General features: G+C 63.7%; 16 protein-coding genes. 9 read left to right on the top strand and 7 right to left on the bottom strand.

What is annotated here, in order from left to right; genetic code table 11:
- Positions 1–136: 136 nt before the first annotated feature.
- The 9 genes from FJ979_RS23180 to FJ979_RS23140 all read left to right on the top strand — a co-directional run bounded on the left by FJ979_RS23180 (position 137) and on the right by FJ979_RS23140 (position 10881).
- Complete coding sequence (locus tag FJ979_RS23180; protein ID WP_140583903.1) at positions 137–1336, top strand: 2-aminoethylphosphonate--pyruvate transaminase; 1200 nt, start codon at positions 137–139, stop codon at positions 1334–1336.
- A gap of 25 nt (positions 1337–1361) precedes the next feature.
- On the top strand, positions 1362–2618 hold the full coding sequence (gene phnA, locus FJ979_RS23175; RefSeq protein WP_140583901.1) for a phosphonoacetate hydrolase: 1257 nt from the start codon (positions 1362–1364) through the stop codon (positions 2616–2618).
- 238 nt (positions 2619–2856) lie between these two features.
- Positions 2857–4314, top strand: a complete 1458-nt coding sequence (gene phnY / locus FJ979_RS23170) for a phosphonoacetaldehyde dehydrogenase (protein WP_140583899.1) — start codon at positions 2857–2859, stop codon at positions 4312–4314.
- 71 nt (positions 4315–4385) lie between these two features.
- Positions 4386–5744 carry an aspartate aminotransferase family protein gene (locus FJ979_RS23165; RefSeq protein WP_140583897.1) on the top strand — a complete coding sequence of 453 codons (1359 nt, stop codon included), beginning with the start codon at positions 4386–4388 and terminating at the stop codon, positions 5742–5744.
- A gap of 2 nt (positions 5745–5746) precedes the next feature.
- A complete protein-coding gene (locus tag FJ979_RS23160; RefSeq protein ID WP_140497591.1) occupies positions 5747–6757 on the top strand; it encodes an NAD(P)-dependent oxidoreductase in 1011 nt (336 codons plus the stop codon).
- Positions 6758–7030: 273 nt separating this feature from the next.
- Positions 7031–8059, top strand: a complete 1029-nt coding sequence (locus tag FJ979_RS23155) for a 2-aminoethylphosphonate ABC transporter substrate-binding protein (protein WP_140583895.1) — start codon at positions 7031–7033, stop codon at positions 8057–8059.
- A gap of 59 nt (positions 8060–8118) precedes the next feature.
- On the top strand, positions 8119–9231 hold the full coding sequence (locus FJ979_RS23150) for an ATP-binding cassette domain-containing protein (RefSeq protein ID WP_224646565.1): 1113 nt from the start codon (positions 8119–8121) through the stop codon (positions 9229–9231).
- Complete coding sequence (locus tag FJ979_RS23145) at positions 9224–10081, top strand: 2-aminoethylphosphonate ABC transporter permease subunit (protein WP_140497597.1); 858 nt, start codon at positions 9224–9226, stop codon at positions 10079–10081. Before FJ979_RS23150 ends, FJ979_RS23145 begins: the two co-directional genes overlap by 8 nt.
- A 2-nt stretch (positions 10082–10083) precedes the next feature.
- Positions 10084–10881: an ABC transporter permease subunit gene (locus FJ979_RS23140; RefSeq protein WP_140497599.1), complete on the top strand. Its 798-nt coding sequence runs from the start codon at positions 10084–10086 to the stop codon at positions 10879–10881.
- Between the two features lie 7 nt (positions 10882–10888).
- On the opposite strand, the gene FJ979_RS23135 is transcribed toward FJ979_RS23140, so the two are convergent.
- From FJ979_RS23135 to FJ979_RS23105, 7 genes are read right to left on the bottom strand one after another with little or no spacing between them, the layout of a single operon-like run.
- Complete coding sequence (locus FJ979_RS23135; protein WP_140551264.1) at positions 10889–11335, bottom strand: MaoC/PaaZ C-terminal domain-containing protein; 447 nt, start codon at positions 11333–11335, stop codon at positions 10889–10891.
- An 8-nt stretch (positions 11336–11343) separates the two neighbouring features.
- Complete coding sequence (locus tag FJ979_RS23130; RefSeq protein WP_140555600.1) at positions 11344–12420, bottom strand: Gfo/Idh/MocA family oxidoreductase; 1077 nt, start codon at positions 12418–12420, stop codon at positions 11344–11346.
- Positions 12413–12742 (bottom strand): L-rhamnose mutarotase, encoded by a 330-nt coding sequence (locus FJ979_RS23125; RefSeq protein WP_140497605.1) that lies wholly within the window; start codon positions 12740–12742, stop codon positions 12413–12415. The genes FJ979_RS23130 and FJ979_RS23125 overlap by 8 nt, the downstream gene beginning before the upstream one ends.
- 10 nt (positions 12743–12752) lie before the next feature.
- Positions 12753–13865 (bottom strand): mandelate racemase/muconate lactonizing enzyme family protein, encoded by a 1113-nt coding sequence (locus FJ979_RS23120; RefSeq protein ID WP_140583893.1) that lies wholly within the window; start codon positions 13863–13865, stop codon positions 12753–12755.
- A 4-nt stretch (positions 13866–13869) separates the two neighbouring features.
- Positions 13870–14967 carry a sn-glycerol-3-phosphate ABC transporter ATP-binding protein UgpC gene (gene ugpC / locus FJ979_RS23115; protein ID WP_140520949.1) on the bottom strand — a complete coding sequence of 366 codons (1098 nt, stop codon included), beginning with the start codon at positions 14965–14967 and terminating at the stop codon, positions 13870–13872.
- Positions 14968–14971: 4 nt separating this feature from the next.
- The gene (locus tag FJ979_RS23110; protein ID WP_140497611.1) at positions 14972–15838 is read right to left on the bottom strand and encodes a carbohydrate ABC transporter permease; all 867 of its coding nucleotides are present in this window, start codon (positions 15836–15838) and stop codon (positions 14972–14974) included.
- Complete coding sequence (locus tag FJ979_RS23105) at positions 15838–16734, bottom strand: sugar ABC transporter permease (protein ID WP_140583891.1); 897 nt, start codon at positions 16732–16734, stop codon at positions 15838–15840. Before FJ979_RS23105 ends, FJ979_RS23110 begins: the two co-directional genes overlap by 1 nt.
- Between the last annotated feature and the right edge of the window lie 90 nt (positions 16735–16824).

Genomic DNA, 16824 nt, shown 5'->3' with positions numbered 1-16824 from the left:
CGATTATCCCGCCGGGCAATAATTCGACTGCAAGCCAGATCATCGGGTTAGCTTATACATCAATACAAAATAACGATTTTACAAATACGTCGTTCCAGCCAAGAATGGCCCCACATAAAAAGCAGCGGAGGACACTATGCTCGCCGAGACGAAATTTGCCGCGGAGCCGTTGGCCGGTCCGGCGCTGGGCGAGCCATACCTGCTGACGCCCGGGCCGCTCACCACCTCCTATCCGGTCAAGCAGGCGATGCTGCGCGACTGGGGATCCTGGGACGGCGATTTCCGCGCCATGACGTCAGACATGCGCCGCCGCCTGCTGGCGCTGACCGGCGATGCGAAAGGCGAATTCGACTGTGTGCCGATGCAAGGCAGCGGCTCCTTCTGCGTCGAGGCGATGCTGGGTTCGTTCGTGCCGAAGGACGGCAAGGTTCTGGTCCTGGCCAATGGCGCCTACGGCCTGCGCGCGGCCCAGACCATGCAGTATCTCGGCCGCGCCTATACGCTGATCGACAAGGGCGACTACCTGCCGCCGCGCGGCGACGAGGTGGCCGCCGCCCTCGAGGCCGATCCTGCCATCACGCATGTGATCGCCATCCATTGCGAGACCAGTTCCGGCATCCTCAACCCCGTCGCCGAGATTGCCGAAGCCGTCCATGCCAAGGGCCGCAAGCTGCTGGTCGATTCCATGAGCGCCTTCGGCGCCATCGCGCTCGACGTGAACGAGATCCGCTACGAGGCGATGGTCTCGTCCGCCAACAAGTGCATCGAGGGCGTGCCGGGCTTCGGCTTCATCATCGCCCGCAAGAGCGAATTGGAAGCCGCCAAGGGCCGCAGCCATTCGCTGTCGCTCGACGTCCATGCGCAGTGGGCGCATATGAACAAGACCGGGCAGTGGCGCTACACTCCGCCGACCCATGTCGTCGCCGCCTTCCTTGAAGCGCTTCGCCAGCACGAGGCCGAGGGCGGTGTTGCCGGCCGCGGCGCCCGCTACACCAGGAACCGCGACGTGATGGTGGCCGGCATGCGCGAGCTCGGCTTCGAGACTTTGCTCAGGGATCGCTGGCTGTCGCCGATCATCGTCACCTTCTTCAACCCGGCCCACGCCAACTTCGCCTTCGACCGCTTCTACGAGCTGATGAAGGACAAGGGCTTCATCATCTATCCGGGCAAGCTGACCGTCGTCGATAGCTTCCGTATCGGCTGCATCGGCCAGATGGACGAACATGTCATGCGCCGCGTCGTAGAGGCGGCGGCGCAGTCGCTGAAGGAGATGAACGTCGACACCGCCGCTCCTCCCGCCGCGGCAATCGCCGAGCGCGCCAAACTCGCCGCCTGAAGCGGCAGAATTTTTGAGGATTTCGATGAACCAGATGTCTCCCATCAACGTCGCGGTCAACGGCCGCACCTACGCCTGGCCACGTGTGCCGGCCATCGCCATCTGCCTCGATGGCTGCGAGCCGGCCTATCTCGACGAAGCCATCAAGGCCGGGCTGATGCCGGCGCTGGAGAAGATCAAGCAGAAAGGCACGGTGCGTTTTGCGCATTCTGTCATTCCGAGCTTCACCAACCCCAACAATCTGTCGATCGCCACAGGCCGCCCGCCGTCGGTGCACGGCATTTGCGGCAACTACCTCTACGAGCGCGAAACCGGCAAGGAAGTGATGATGAACGACCCGCGCTTCCTGCGCGCGCCCACCATTTTTCAAGCCTTCTACGACGCCGGCGCCAAGGTCGCCGTGGTCACCGCCAAGGACAAATTGCGTGCACTGCTCGGCAAGGGCCTCGCCTTCGACGACGGCCGCGCGCTGTGCTTCTCGGCGGAAAAATCCGACACCACCACCAAGGCCGAGCACGGCATCGACAATGCCTCGAAGCATTTTGGACTGCCGGTACCGGAAGTCTATTCGGCCGAACTGTCGGAATTCGTCTTCGCCGCCGGCGTCCAGCTGCTGAAGGAATTCCGCCCCGACATCATGTATCTGACCACCACCGACTATGTGCAGCACAAATACGCACCCGGCGTGCCGCAGGCCAACGCCTTCTACGAGATGTTCGACAAGTACCTGGCCGAGCTTGATGCGCTGGGCGCGGCAATCGTGGTGACCGCCGACCACGGCATGAAGCCCAAGCACAAGCAGGATGGTTCGCCTGACGTCGTCTATGTCCAGGACCTGCTCGACGAATGGCTGGGCAAGGATGCCGCGCGCGTCATCCTGCCGATCACAGATCCCTATGTCGTGCATCACGGCGCGCTGGGCTCGTTCGCCACCGCCTACCTTCCTGACGGCGCCGATCAGGCCGACATCATGGCGCGGCTGGCGAAGATCGACGGCATCATGTTGGTTGTCGACAGCCCGACCGCCTGCGAGCGTTTCGAACTGCCGGCCGACCGCATCGGCGACATCGTGCTGATCTCGACGCAGAACAAGACGATCGGCACCTCGGAACACCGCCACGACCTGGCAGCCCTCAACGAGCCGCTGCGCTCGCATGGAGGGCTGACCGAGCAGGAGGTGCCGTTCATCGTCAACCGCGTGCTGGCCGATTTGCCTGATGAGCCCGTGCTGAGGAACTTCGACGCGTTCTACTACGCGACGATGGCGGCCGCGCAGGCTTGATCTCGAGCGTGATTGTCGACCCCCACTCCGCCGAGCTTCGCTCGGCACCTCTCCCCCGATCGACGGGGGAGAGGAAAGGCGCCAGGGCTAGCGGCGGCTTAGCCCGGAAACGTGGTGGCGCCGACCTCACCTGATTTCCTCTCCCCCGTCGATCGGGGGAGAGGTGGCCCGAAGGGCCGGAGTGGGGGTCGACAATCCGTTGCACCACTTTCTCCTTCGAATTGCTGGAACGGAACCGATGACCAAGCTCGATACTTCGATCAAAGTCCGCCACGAACCGATGCGCATAGCTGGTCGCAAGGCCGACGCCGACGGCGTCGTTCCTGTCCACTACCCCTATACCAATGCGGTTATCGGCACCGTGCCCGCCGGCCGCGCCGAGCATGCCCGCCAGGCCTTCGAGATCGCCGCCGGCTACAGGTCGAAGCTGACGCGCTACGAGCGCCAGCAGATCCTGTTCCGCACGGCGGAAAAACTGGCGTCGCGCCGGGAAGAAATATCTGATCTCATTACGCTCGAGCTCGGCATCTCCAAGACGGATTCGCTCTATGAGGTCGGCCGCGCCTATGACGTGTTCACATTGTCGGCGCAGATGTGCATCCAGGATGACGGCCAGATCTTCTCCTGCGATCTCACCCCGCACGGCAAGGCGCGCAAGATCTTCACCACGCGCGAGCCGCTGAAGGCGATCTCGGCGATCACCCCGTTCAACCATCCGCTCAACATGGTCTCGCACAAGGTGGCGCCGGCGATCGCCACCAACAATTGCGTGGTGGTCAAGCCGACCGAACTGACGCCGATGACGGCGCTGCTTTTGGCCGACATCCTCTACGAAGCCGGCCTGCCGCCGGAAATGCTCTCGGTGGTGACCGGCTGGCCGGCCGACATTGGCAACGAGATGATCACCAACGACAATATCGACCTGATCACCTTTACCGGCGGCGTGCCGGTCGGCAAGATGATCGCCCGCACCGCCGGCTACAAGCGCCAGGTGCTGGAGCTCGGCGGCAACGATCCGCTGATCGTCCTCAACGATCTCTCGGACGACGATCTGGCCAGGGCCGCGGATCTCGCCGTCGCCGGCGCCACGAAGAACTCCGGCCAGCGCTGCACGGCGGTCAAGCGCATCCTTGTCCAGGAAAGCGTCGCCGACCGCTTCGTGCCGCTGGTGCTGGAGCGGGCCAGGAAGATCCGCTTCGGCGACCCCATGGACCGCACGACAGATCTTGGCACCGTCGTGCACGAGAAGGCGGCGGCACTCTTCGAAGCCCGGGTCCACATGGCCGCCGGGCAGGGCGCCGAAATCCTCTACAATCCGGGCCGGCAAGGCGCGCTGCTGCCGCCGATCGTCGTCGATCGTGTGCCGCACACATCCGAACTGGTGATGGAAGAGACCTTCGGCCCGATCATCCCGATCGTGCGCGCACCGGACGATGACGAGGCGCTGATCAGGCTCTCCAACTCGACCGCCTTCGGCCTGTCGTCGGGCGTCTGCACCAACTCGTTTCCGCGCATGCAGAAATACATCACCGGCCTTGAGGTCGGCACCGTCAACATCTGGGAAGTGCCGGGCTACCGCATCGAGATGTCGCCGTTCGGCGGCATCAAGGACAGTGGCAATGGCTACAAGGAAGGCGTCATCGAGGCAATGAAGAGCTATACCAATGTGAAGACGTTTTCGCTGCCCTGGTCCTGACCGGACGACTCGGCTGACAGAACAACCGAGGGAGCGTTCCACGCTCCCTCATTCGCGTTTCGGAGATGGTTATGGCCGCGATCAAAGAGCTTGTGCATACCGAGGGCGATTCCAACACCACGGCGGCCCGCAGCCGCTGGGATTCCGGCCAGGACGATCCACGCATCCGCGGGCTGCTTAACCGCGACGCTTCGGCCTTCATGCACCAGAGCCTGTCCAGCCCTTGTCTTTCGACGATCGCTAAGGCCGAAGGCATCTGGATCGAGGACACCGCCGGCCGCCGTTTCATGGATTTCCACGGCAACAGCGTGCACCATCTCGGCTATGGCCATCCGAAGCTGGTCGCCGCGATCAAGAAACAGCTCGACGATCTCTGTTTTGCGCCGCGCCGCTTCACCTGCGAACCCGCTGTCGAACTGGCCGAGAAATTGGCCGAGTTGGCGCCCGGCGATCTCGGCAAGGTGCTGTTCACGACAGGCGGTTCCGACGCCATCGAGGTGGCGCTGAAGATCGCGCGCGCCGCGACCGGCCGCTTCAAGACGGTTTCGTTCTGGGATGCCTTTCATGGCGCTGGCTTCGGTGCCGCAAGCGTCGGCGGCGAAGCGACCTTCCGTTCCCATATCGCCGGGCCGATGATGACCGGCACCGAACATGTCGCGCCCTGGGACGGCTACCGCTGTCCTTACGGCCACGGCACCCTGGAAGCCTCCGGGCTCGCCTGCGCCAACATGATCGCCTATGTGCTCGGTCGCGAACAGGATGTGGCCGCGGTCGTCGCCGAGCCGATGCGGGCAACGCCCAACCCGCCGCCGCCCGGTTTCTGGAATCGGGTGCGCGAGGCCTGCGACCGGCACGGCACGCTGCTGATCTTCGACGAGATCCCGACCGGCCTTGGCAAGACCGGAAAATTCTTCGCCCATGAGCATGACGGCGTGACGCCGGACATCGTCGTTCTCGGCAAGTCGCTCGGCGGCGGCATCCTGCCGATCGCCGCTGTCATCGCCCGCCGCGATCTCGACGTCACCGGCGGTTTTGCCATCGGTCACTACACCCACGAGAAGAACCCGGTGACGACGCGCGCGGCGCTGACGACGATCGATATCATCCTGGAAGAAGGACTGGTCGAGCGTGCGGCCGAGCTTGGCCGGCATATGCTGGGACGCATGCAGGATCTGATGAGGCGTTCGCCCCATGTCGGCGATGTCAGGGGCAGGGGACTGATGGTCGGCGTCGAACTTGTCGAGGACCGTACCTCGCGCCAGCCCGCGCGCGATCTTGCCGAACGCGTCTTCTATGCCTGCCTCGAACGGGGGCTGAGCTTCAAGGTCAGCCACGGCAACGTGCTGACGCTGTCACCGCCGCTGGTGATTTCGAAAGCCGATCTCGACCGTGCGCTCGACATCGTCGAACGCGCCGTGCTGACGGCCTGACCGTGAAGGCCGTCCGCACCGACCGCGAGCTCGAATGTCCAGGCATCGATGCCGGCTTGCGGGCAAGGGGTGTCGAGCTGGTGACGCTGCCGGACGGCATTTCCGAGGCGGAGCTCAAAGCCGCGGTCGCCGACGCCGATCTGCTCTTGATGTGCTACACGCCAGTCACTGCGGAGGTGATCGACGCGGCGCCCAGGTTGAAGGGCATCGTCAAATATGGCGTCGGTATCGACGCCATCGATATCCCCGCTGCCATGCGGCGCGGTATCCCCGTTGTCAACGTGCCCGAATATGCCGAGGAAACCGTCGCCGAAGGTGCTTTCGCCATGATGGTCGCGCTGGCCAAGCGGCTGCCCGCCATCACCGCGGCGGTATCGCGCGATGGCTGGATCTGGCCCGAGCCGCGCTGGCTGGGACGCGACATTTCAGGCGCCACGCTTGGGATCGTCGGTTGTGGCAAAATTGGCCGCAGCATGGCGCGCATGGCCGGCCAGGGATTTCGTGCGCGGCTTCTTGGCTTCGATCCCGGTGTCGACGCCGAAACGATGCGCGCCGCCGGCATCGAAAAAGCCGACGACCTCCAGGCAATGCTTCGCGCCTGCGACTTCGTCTCAATCCATTGCGTGCTGAACGACAGCACGCGCGGCCTGATCGGCAAGGCTGAACTCGCCTGCCTCAAGCCTTCCGCCATCATCGTCAACGTCTCGCGCGGCGCGCTCATCGACGAGGCGGCCCTTGTCGAGGCGATCGTTTCCGAGCGCATCGGCGGCGCCGGGCTCGACGTCTATTCGGTCGAGCCGCTGGCCAAGTCGGGCCATCCGATGGGCGCGCTTTTCGGCCGCGACGACGTCATCCTGTTCCCGCACCTCACCTTCTTTACGCATCAGGCGATGCGCCGGCTCGAGGACGACACGCTCGCGCGCTGCTTTGAGATTCTCGACGGCCGGCCGGTGATCGTGCGCTCGTCCGACCCGCGGTTGCGGGCGCAGACTTCTGGCGTTTCATTCGTCTGATCATCACCTGCTCAAACGCTTCGACGGCCTGCCCTGAGCAGGCCGAAATATGTTCGCGACATGACTGCGACGGTTCCATGACAACTATCAGATGAAGTTTGCCTGTCATAAAATAAATAGATTTTACTTATCGATTCCCAATCCCCAGAGTTGTCCTAACGACGACGCTGCCGGTACTAATCGAAGCAGAAGCAGAAGCAGAAGCAGAAGCAGCCGGCGCCGTCGCCACAGTGCATCGCAGAATGTGCCATCAATCAAAAAGGGGAACTGGACATGAAATCACGCAACGCAACCACGGTCGCGGCTTTCGCCGCGTTGCTGGCGTCGGCTGCCCTCATCGGACCGGCGATGGCAGATGGCGTCGTCACCATCTACTCCGCCGATGGCCTGCATGACGGCAACGGCAGCTGGTTCGAAACCGAGTTCGCCGCCTTCACCAAGGCCACCGGCATAAAAGTGCAGTATATCGAGGCTGGTTCGGGCGGTGTCGTTGAGCGTGTCGCCAAGGAGAAGTCGAACCCGCAAGCGGACGTGCTGGTGACATTGCCGCCCTTCGTGCAGCGCGCCGCCGCCGGCGGCCTGCTGCAGGATTACAAGCCCGAAGGGGCGGACCAGATCGACGGCGGCACCGACAAATACCGGCCGCTGGTCAACAACTACATGAACTTCATCTACAACAGCGCCGTGCTTTCGGAAGCGCCGAAGAGCTACGACGATCTGCTGGACCCGAAATTCAAGGGCAGGATCCAATACTCGACGCCCGGCCAGGCCGGCGACGGCACCGCTGTCATGCTGCAGATCATCCATGCCTTCGGCGGCGAGGATGCAGGTTTCGAGTTCATGAGGAAATTGCAGGACAACAATGTCGGCCCCTCCGCTTCGACCGGCAAGCTGACGGCGCTGGTCAACAAGGGCGAGCTGCATGTCGCCAACGGCGATTTGCAGATGAACATGTCGCAAATGGCCGACAATCCCAACATCAAGGTGTTCTGGCCGGCGGGGCCTGACGGCGTGCGCTCCACCTTTGCGCTGCCCTATGAGATCGGCCTGGTAACCGGCGCGCCCAATGCCGACAACGGCAAGAAGCTGATCGACTTCCTGCTCTCAAAGGAAGCTCAGTCGAAGGTCAGTTCCGTGGCTCTTGGTCTGCCGGCCCGCAAGGATGTGACGCCGAACGACGCCAATTTCGCGAAGGCGCAAGAGGCGATGAAGGGCCTGACCATCTGGTCGCCGAACTGGGATGACGCTCTGGCCAAGCTGCCTGACTACGTCAAGCGGTGGAACGAAGCGACCGGAAGTTGATCCCTGCCAATCCGGAGGACCATGCCATGTCGGCCGCCGCTTTTACTGGGACCAGTGTCATGGACATCGACGCCGCGAAGGTTCGCGGCGCCGGCTCCAACGTCCATTTCGACAAGGTTGTTGTCGCCTATGGCGCTCACGTCGTCTTGCATCCGCTGACCCTGGATATTGCTCCCGGCGAGATCCTGGCGATGATCGGCCCATCCGGCTCCGGCAAGACCACCGCCTTGCGGGCGGTGGCCGGCTTCGTGCGGCCGAGAAGCGGACGAATCCGCATTGGCGCGACGGATGTGACCGATCTGCCGCCTTATGAGCGCGGGCTCGGCATGGTGGTTCAAAACTACGCGCTGTTTCCGCATATGCGGGTCGAGGACAACGTCGCCTTCGGCCTCAGGGCTCAGGGAGCCGACAAGGCGCTGATCGCCGAGCGGGTCAAGGATGCACTCGGTACCGTCGGCATGGCTGCCTATGCAGGACGCTATCCGCGCGAGCTTTCCGGCGGCCAGCAGCAGCGTGTCGCGATTGCGCGCGCTCTTGCCGTGCGGCCCCGCGTGCTGCTGCTTGACGAGCCGCTTTCGGCGCTGGACGCACAGATCCGCCGCAATATGGTCGAGGAGATCGCCAGGCTGCACCGCAGCCTGCCGGGCCTGACGATCCTCTATGTCACTCACGACCAGACAGAGGCGCTCACCCTCGCCGACAAGATCGCCATCATGCGCGACGGCTCGGTCTGTTCGCATGGACCGACGACCGAGCTCTACCGCCGCCCGCCCAACCGCTTCACCGCCGAGTTCCTCGGCCGCGCCAATCTACTGCCGGTCACCATTGCCGAGGCTGCCGGCTCCAAGGGTTTTGCCGCGGCAAGGCATGGCGACGCGGTGCTGATGGGCACCGGCCGTGACGAGAAGGCCGGCGACAAGAGCCTGCTTTGTATCAGGCCCCAGCACCTCAGCCTGACGGCCGATGGCGACCATACCAATCGCATTGTCGGCACGCTCCTGGAGGTGCACTGGCAAGGCGAACTCACCCATCTCGTGCTCGATGTCGACGGCACGACGGTGCGCGTCTCGGCGACGAGACTGCCGATGGCCCTGCCGGAACCCGGCGCCAAGGTGCCGCTGTTCTTCGCGCCCACCGACACCTCGCTCGTTCCGGAAGACGCCGGTGTCTGAGGCTGTCGCTATCGCCTCGCCAGCGGTCAGGAGAGAGCCTGGCAGATTCTGGATCGTGCCGCCGGCCGCACTCCTGGCCCTGCTGTTCTTCTATCCGCTGGCGCTCATCGCCCGGCAGGCCTTCCTGGACGACAGCGGCGTTGCCAATGTCGCCGAAGTGATCCGCGTCCTGCATTCGCGCTTCTTCCTCAACGCGCTGATCAACACGGTGACGATTTCGGTTACCGCGACTGCCGGGTGCCTGATCGTCGGTCTCGTGCTGGCACTGATCCTGGCCTTCGTTCCGTTCCCCGGCAGCGGCTTCATTGCCAGGCTGATCGACACCTTCATCGCATTGCCGACCTTCCTGGTGACGCTCGCCTTCACCTTTCTCTACGGCTCCGCAGGCATGCTCAACGCAGGGCTGATGGAGACCTTTTCACTGCCGTCGCCGCCCGTCGATTTCCTCTATTCGAGCTGGGGCGTGGTGCTGGCCGAGGTCACTGTCTACACGCCGTTCATCCTACGGCCGCTGCTTGCCGCCTTCTCGCTGGTGGACCGCGGCCAGATCGAAGCGGCAAGCGTGCTCGGCGCGCGGTCGTTCCGCATCGTGCGCCAAATCATCCTGCCGGCCGCCATTCCGGCACTCATTGCCGGCGGGAGCCTCTGCCTGCTGCTCACCGTCAACGAGTTCGGCATCGTGCTGTTCATCGGCGCCAAGGGGGTCATCACGCTGCCGCTGCTGATCTATGGCAAGGCGATCCAGGAATCGGCCTATCAGGTCGCCTGCATCATCGCCCTGATCAACATCGCGCTGTCGCTCGGCCTGTTCGGGCTCTATCGTTTCGCAGCCGGCCGGCTGGGGGTCTAGCCATGCTGGTTTGGTCCCGCTCCGGTCGCCTCGTTCTGTGGCTCCTCTTCGCGCTGATCTTCGGTGTGCTGTTCCTGGCGCCGCTTGCGGTCATTCTCCTGTCCAGCCTTGCCGGCCAGTGGAACGGGGTGCTGCCGAGCAGCCTGACGACGGAACACTACAGCGACGTCTTGCATGGCGCGGCCGGCGATGCGGTCAAGGCGAGCCTTCTCACCGGTTTTGCAGCCAGCGCGCTGGCGCTGGTCAGCGGCACCTGGGCGGCGCTGTCGCTGCGGGTCCAGGGGCATGCGCTGCGGCGCCTGCTGGGCCTGTTGTTCTTCGTCCCCAGCGCCGTGCCTTCGGTCTCCGTCGGCCTTGGCCTGCTGGTCGCCTTCAGCCATCCGCCGCTGCTGCTCAACGGTACGATCGCGATCGTCATGATCGCGCATTTCGTGCTGATATCGGCCTTCACCTTCGGCAATGTGTCGGCCGGACTGGCGCGGCTCTCGCCCGACTTCGAGCAGGTGGCATCGAGCCTCGGCGCGCGGCCGGCCTACCGCCTCTGGCACGTCACCTTGCCTCTGCTCGCACCCTATCTGGTCGCAGCGTTCGGGCTCAGCTTCGCACTGTCGATGGGTGAACTCGGCGCCACCGTGATGGTCTATCCGCCGGGTTGGGTGACGCTGCCGGTGTCGATCTTCAGCCTCACCGACCGAGGCGACATCTTTGCGGGAGCAGCGCTCACCATGATCCTGGTGGTGGCGACCCTGGCGCTGCTGCTCGGTCTGGAGCGCATCACCGCCCGCGCCACGGGATCGTAGCGCTGCCTCAGCCGGGTTTGCGTTCGACGATGTAGATGTGATCCGCGGCCAACACAACTTCGTCGCGCTGGTTGATCACCTCGCAGCGTTCGATGACCCGGCCCGCGGCCGGCCGCTTCGGATCGTCCTCCTTGGCCGCGATGGTGGTGCGCGTGCGGATCGTGTCGCCGATGAACACCGGCTTGATGAAACGCAGCCGATCATAGCCATAGGAGAAGGCAACGGGATTGACGACGCTTGCCGTCAGTCCGATGCCGACCGAGAACACCAGCGTGCCGTGCGCGATGCGCTGACCGAACGGCGTCGTCTTCATGAACTCGGCGTCCATGTGGTGTGGGAAGAAATCGCCGGTGTGTCCGGCATGGACGATGAAGTCGGTCTCGGTAATGGTGCGGCCGCTGGTCAGCCGCGAGGAGCCGATCTCGTAGTCTTCGAAATAAATTATCTGTTCCATGTCCTGCCTTACGGCTTTTCGGCCAGTGGCGTCGCCGGCGCTGCGCTCGATTTATAGGCGGCTTCCACCAGCGCCATCGTGCTCCAGGCGTCCTCGACCGAGCTGACCAGCTCGTCGTCTTCCCCGCAAGCAAAGCGCTGGACATTGGCCATGCGCCCGACAAAGGCATCGGGGAACCATTCGCCAGCGAGTGGCACGGCAATCCAATCCGTCCCGCCTTTCGGGTATATTTCCAGGACGTCCGGTTCGCCGCGGGGATAGTCGAGGTTGAGGCCGAGTTTGAGATAGGCCGCGCCCTCGGTGCCGCAGATGCGGAATTCGCAGGCCTGGTGCCGGCGCCCGAACTTGTGGTCATGGTTGATCGACAGCGCGCAGCGCACGGTGTCGCCATAGTCGAGGATGGCGCTGGTGCGCGTCTGCGCCACCGTATGGTTGGGATGGCCGAGCGTCTTGGCGTGCACCCCTTTGGGGTCGCCCAGCAATTGTCTGACGAGGTCCAGATAGTGGATCGAATGCATCGCGATCTCGACACGCGGCGCCTTGAGCAGGAATTCCCACAACTCCCAAGGTGTCGCCAGCGCCAGCCAGGCGTCGAAGTCGACGACCTCGCCGAGCCATCCCTTGGCGATGGCATCCTTGAGCGCCAGCATCATCGGCGCGAAACGCAATTGGAAATTCACCGCGGCCTTGAGCTTCCTGGCGCGGCAGATCTCGAGGATTTCGGTTGCCTCGCCGAGATAGTTGCCCATCGGCTTCTGGATCAGCGCGACCGCCTCCTCGGGAAGCGCCTTCAGGATCTCGGCATGCCGACTGGGCGGTGTCGCCAGATCGAAGATCGCATCGTTGATTCCGGCGGCTTCTTCCACGGAGCGGAATGCGGTGACACCCCATTTCTCGGCCAGGGTCCGCGCCTTGGCCTGGTCCGGATCATAGAGGCCGGCAATCGGAAACTCGGCCTTCCGGTAGGCGGGAAAATGGGCGTCGCCGACAATCGAACCTGCGCCGAAGGTGACGATCGGCCGGGGCTTTGTAGGCTTGGGCCAGGACTGGATGAGTGAGGCAGGGTCGAAACCGCCTTCAGTCATGATGGAAGACCTCGTCCATCGAAGCCCACCATTCGCCCTCCTTGCGGGTCGCCAGCGGCTCCTGGCAAGGCATGCAGAGGGCCCACCATTCCTGCGTCTTCGGGTCTGCCGCCATCTTGGCCATGTCGGCGGCATAGTCGGTGCCGTGGTATTCGAAATAGGCAAACAGCAGGTTCTCCGGCCGCTTCAGGTAGATCGAATAGTTCTCGATGTTGCAAGCCGAGATCATGGTCAGCACGTCGGGCCAGACGGCGGCATGGAGGCGCACATATTCCTCGACCTTTTCCGGCTTCAGTCCCAGAACCATTCCCATCCGCTGCATGTTCGTTCCCCTATTTCGTGATCGCCGTGGTGAATTCGGCGATGCTCATGGCCTTGACCGCGTCCCAGTCCCAATCGATGCCGATGCCGGGCTCCTCGGGTGCCAGAGCGTGCCCATCCTCGATGCGCATGCGCTTGCCGGTCAACTGGTCAAGCTGCGGAATGTACTCGACATACCGGCCGTTCTGAACAGCGCAGGTGAGGCTGACATGCAATTCCATCAGGAAATGCGGGCAGACCGGGATGTCGAAGGCCTCTGCCGCATGCGCCACTTTTAGCCAGGGCGTGATGCCGCCAATGCGGCCGACGTCGACTTGCACGATCGAACAGGCGCCTTTCTGCATGTATTCGCGGAAATGCCTGATGGAATAGAGCGACTCGCCGATGGCAATCGGCGTCTGCGTCGAATTCGACAGTCGCACATGGCCATCGATGTCGTCGGCCGGCAGCGGCTCCTCGATCCAGGCGAGATCGAGTTCACGCAGCCTCGCTGCGCGGCGGATCGCTTCGTCGACGGAGAATCCCTGATTGGCGTCGGTCATGATCTCGTAGCCGTCGCCCACCGCCTTGCGCACCGCCGCCAGCCGCGCCAGATCTTCCGATCCGTGCGGTTTGCCGATCTTCACCTTCGAGCCGCGAAATCCCTTGGCCTTCGCGGCCAGCGCGTCATCGACCAGCGCCTGCGTCTCGATGTGCAGCCAGCCGCCCTCCGTCGTGTAGAGCGGGCAGCGGTCCTTGGCGCCGCCCGCCAGCTTCCACAGAGGCAGGCCCTGCTTCTTCGCCCGCAGGTCCCAAAGCGCGGTGTCGATCGCCGCGATCGCGATGGCCGTGATCGCGCCGATCGTGGTGGCGTGCGTGGCGAATTCGAGATCGTGCCAGATCGCCTCGATCATGTCGGGGTCGCGGCCGATCAGGCGCGGCGCCAGATGGTCGGACAAGAGCCGCATCACGGACGAGCCGCCGGTGCCGATCGTGTAGCTGTAGCCGGTGCCGACGGCGCCGTCGGAATCGGTGATCGTGACGAGAGGCGTTTCCTGGCTGACGAAACTCTGGATCGCGTCGGTGCGCTTGACCTTGGGCACAAGGTCCACCATCCGCAGTTCTATCTTCTCGATCTTGGCCATGTCGTCAGCTCCGCAATGACTTTCCGGTGTCGGCGGCAAACAGATGCGCCTGCGACAGGTCGAGGCTCATGGCCACCCGCTCGCCCGATCTCAAAGCTCTTGGGTTCAGCATGCGCGAAACCCAGTCTGCGCCATTGAACTCGACGAACACCAGCGTCTCGTTGCCGAGTGGTTCGGTGACCGTGATCGGCAATTCGATCTGGTGGACGTCGGCCGCACCACCGGAACTGATACCATGGCCGGTCGGGTAGATGTCGTCGGGCCGCAACCCGAACACCACCTTGTTACCCCTGGCGACATTGGCTTTGAATTGGCTAGGCAATGGCAGCTTTTCGCCGCTGGCGAAAACCAAGTGGCCGTCATCGATCGTCGCCTCGTGCAGGTTCATCGGCGGCGAGCCGATGAAGCCCGCGACGAACCGCGTCGCCGGCCGTCGGAACACCTCGTCTGGGGTGCCGACCTGTTCGATATGGCCGTCGCGCATGATGACGATGCGGTCGGCAAGCGTCATCGCCTCGACCTGGTCATGGGTGACATAGATCACCGTCGACCGCACCTTGGCGTGCAGCTTCTTGATTTCGGTCCGCATCTGCGTGCGCAGTTTGGCGTCGAGATTTGAAAGCGGCTCGTCGAACAGGAACACGTCGGGATCGCGTACGATGGCGCGGCCCATGGCGACGCGCTGGCGCTGGCCGCCGGAAAGTTGCGACGGGCGACGGTCGAGCAGCGTGTCGAGGCCGAGGATGGCCGAGGCTTCGGCGACGCGGCGCTCCATATCCTCCTTGGCGGCCCCGGCAATCTTCAGGGAGAAGCCGAGGTTCTCGCGCACCGTCATGTGGGGATAAAGCGCGTAGGACTGGAACACCATCGAGATGTTGCGCGAACGCGGCGGCAAATCGTTGACGACGCGGCCGCCGATCTCGATCGAGCCGGCACTGATCTCTTCCAGCCCTGCGATCATCCTGAGCGTCGTCGACTTGCCGCAGCCGGAGGGGCCGACCAGCGCGATGAATTCGCGGTCCGCGATGTCGAGGTCGATGCCGTGCACGATCCCGACATTGCCGTAGCGCTTGGTCAGCTTTTGGAGGGAAACCGTTGCCATGGGATCAGCCTTTCACCGCGCCGGAGGTCAAGCCGCCGACAAGGTGTTTCTGGACGATGTAGGTGAGGGTGAGCGCCGGGATGATCATCACCACGGCGAGCGCGCACATGCCGCGCCAGTCGATGGTGAATTCGGCCGTGTAGTCGAGCAGGCCGACCGGCAGGGTCTTGGCGCTGACCGAGCGGGTAAGCTGCGAGGCCAGCGCGAACTCGTTCCAGCAGGTCAGGAAAGCAAAGATCGCGGCGGAGGCGATGCCGGGCCCGGCAAGCGGGAACTCGACCTGCCAGAAGGCCTGCCAGCGGGTGCAGCCGTCGATCTGGGCGGCTTCCGCGAGGTCCTTCGGCACCTGGCGGAAGAAGCCGTCGATCAGCCAGATGGTGAACGGCACGTTGAGCGCGACATAGGCCAGGATCAGTCCGAAATGCGTGTCGATGATGCCGAGCCTGACATAAAGGAAGAACAGCGGCAGCGAGAGCGCGATACCCGGCACCGTGCGCGTCAGCATCAGGCCGAGGAAGACGCCCGACTTGCCGCGGAAACGGTAGCGCGCGAAGGCATAGCCGCCGGCCATGCCGATGGCCACCGCGATCATCGTCGAGGTCACCGAGATGATCAGCGAGTTGCGGAAATATTCTATGACCGGGATGCCGCCCTTGCCGATCCCTGAGAACATCGCGACATAGGCGTCGAACGAGATCTGCTGCGGGATCCACACCGGCGGCTTGGCCATGATCTCCACCGTCGGCCGCAGCGACGAAAGCACGATCCACAGGCCGGGCAGGCAGATGGTCAGCATCGCCAGGAACAGGCCGATGCGATAGGCGATGCCCAGCAGCCGGCGCTTGAGGCGGGCGGAAGAATTCTCGTCCATCACCACTCCGCACCGATCTGCGTGCGCGCCGCGGCGAGCTTGTTGAAGAAATAGACGGTGAAGGCGATCGACAGCAGGATCGAGAAATAGGCCATGGCGTTGGCCATGCCCATGCGCCCGTCGCTGTAGGCGGTGCGCGCCACCAGCGTCCATAAAAGCTCGGTGCGGCCCGCCGGCCCGCCATCGGTCATGATCTTGACGATGTCATAGGCGCGCGCGACGTCGAGCGAACGGATGGTCATGGCGATGTAGGCGAAAGGCATGACGAACGGCCAGGTCACATAACGGAATGTCTGCCACGGCGTGCAGCCGTCGACGCGCGCCGCCTCGGTCGGCTCCTTGGGCATGGCGAGCAGCCCGGCGAGGATCAGGATGGCGAAGATCGCCGTCGACGACCAGATCTCGGCGATCGAGATGGCGATGAAGGCGAGATGGCCTTCGATCAGCCACGCAATGGCATCCCTGGTGATGCCGAGCGATTGCAGGGCGTTGTTCACCAGGCCGATATTGTCGTTGAACATGAACTTGAACTGGAAGCCGACGAGGATCGGCGAGAACATCATCGGAAACATCATCAGCGTGCGCAGGATGCGCTGGCCGCGCGTCGCCTTTTCGACCAGCATGGCGAGGCCGAGGCCCAGCAGCATTTCGAGATTGAGCGCGATGGTCAGCAACAGAACCGTGCGGCCGAACGCCCACCAGAAATCGGCGTTCGCCAGGATCGAGAGATAATTGCGGAAGCCGACAAGGACGAAGAATGTTTCGGGCTTGGTCAGGCGGAACGGCGTGAAGCTGGAATAGAGCGACAAAAGCAACGGCACCACGACGACCGCCGCCAGCACGATCATCGCCGGAAGCAGCAGCAGGAATGGCGCGGATGGCTTGAAGCCCTTCATTGGGACCCTGTGAGTTGCATTCGATTGCCGCCTGTCGAGCCGGGCGGGGCCGGCATCGTCATCGTGGAACACCCGAGGCAGTGCGCGCCT

This window comes from Mesorhizobium sp. B1-1-6, assembly GCF_006443035.1.
Classification (GTDB): domain Bacteria; phylum Pseudomonadota; class Alphaproteobacteria; order Rhizobiales; family Rhizobiaceae; genus Mesorhizobium.
The sequence above is the reverse complement of the archived record's forward strand: the minus strand, read 5'-3'. Positions and strand labels throughout refer to the sequence as shown.